The sequence below is a fragment of the Brevibacterium sp. 239c genome (assembly GCF_900169365.1).
GTDB lineage: Bacteria > Actinomycetota > Actinomycetes > Actinomycetales > Brevibacteriaceae > Brevibacterium.
The window spans coordinates 1-1,392 of record NZ_FXZH01000059.1 but is presented as its reverse complement, the minus strand read 5'-3'; the positions used below and the strand labels follow the sequence as shown (position 1 = coordinate 1,392).

Annotated in this window: 1 protein-coding gene; it reads right to left on the bottom strand. The window is 56.3% G+C overall.

Features of this window, described 5'->3' with window-relative positions; all coding sequences use genetic code 11:
• Positions 1-1,382: FAD-dependent oxidoreductase (locus BSP239C_RS20335; protein WP_101575103.1), on the bottom strand; the 1,382-nt coding region annotated here is incomplete at its 3' end.
• Positions 1,383-1,392 lie beyond the last annotated feature (10 nt).

Sequence of the window (1,392 nt, the reverse complement as noted above, 5' to 3'; positions counted from 1 at the left end):
TGGCTGGCGGCTTCGGCCTGCAGATGACTGCGCGCCTCAGCCAACATGCCCTCACGCGTCGCGATCTTCACCCGCTCACGCCCCTCAGCCTCACCCAGAGCCTTCTCCGCCGACTCCACACGGTGATACCCCTCCCAATCCACATAATCAACACCCTTAGACTCCAACAACTCAACGATGGCACTGTCATCTGGGTACACCGGCTCAGTCAACACACCAGCAGAACGATCATCCAAAATATGACCAATCGTCTCCAGAGCATCACCCTTCGTATGCCCAATCAAACCCACCGGACCACGCTTGATCCAACCAGTGGCATACACACCCTGGACCACATCCGCCTGCGCAGAGACCTGCTGATCATCCGCGTCGACGACGCGACCCTCATGATTCGGGATAACTCCCCTGCTCGAGTCGAAAGGCAACTGCGGCAGCGCTGTACCCGCATACCCGATGGCCCGATACACGGCATCGATGTCCCAATCATGGAACGTACCGGCACCAACCACACCACCACTGCCATCAAGCTCCATCCGCTCCGTACGCAGACCCGTCACCCGATCCTCACCCAGGATCGCAACCGGGGAATGCAAGAAATGCAGATGCAGACGACGCTTAGCCCCCACCGGTTCACGCATCGTGAAATCAGTCAGAGTCTTCGCAACCTGCTTCGTCTGATTATTCGACTCAATCGCAGCCAAAGACCCATCATCGAACTCATAGTCCTCGGGATAGACGATGATATCGACATCCTTGACATGCCCCAGCTCACGCAACTCCAGCGGAGTGAACTTCGCCTGGGCCGGACCCCGACGACCAAACACATGCACATCCGTAACCCGAGACGACTTCAGACCCTCATACACGTGATCAGGAATCTCAGTCGTGTGCATATCATCGGCCTGCTTCGCCAACACCCGCGCCACGTCGAGAGCAACGTTGCCATTGCCGATGACAGCAACCTTCTCAGCACCCAGGGGCCAGGTCTGAGCCACATCCGGATGCGAGTCATACCAATTCACGAAATCAGCAGCACCATACGAACCAGGCAGATCCACACCAGGCAGATTCAAAGACGCATCAATGAAGCAACCGGTAGAGAAGATCACCGCATCATAGCGATCAGTCAACTCTTCGAGATTGATGTCTACCCCGTACTCCACGTTGGAGAACAAACGAATATCACCACGGTCGAGGACCTTGATCAAAGCGTTGATGATGCCCTTGATCCGAGGATGATCCGGAGCCACACCGTAACGGACCAAACCGAACGGAGTCGGCAAACGCTCAAAGAGATCAATACTGACCTCGAAGTCACGCTCAGCCTTAGTCAACAGATCGGCCGCATAGATCCCGGCAGGACCGGCACCCACAATAGCCACACGGAAGGGA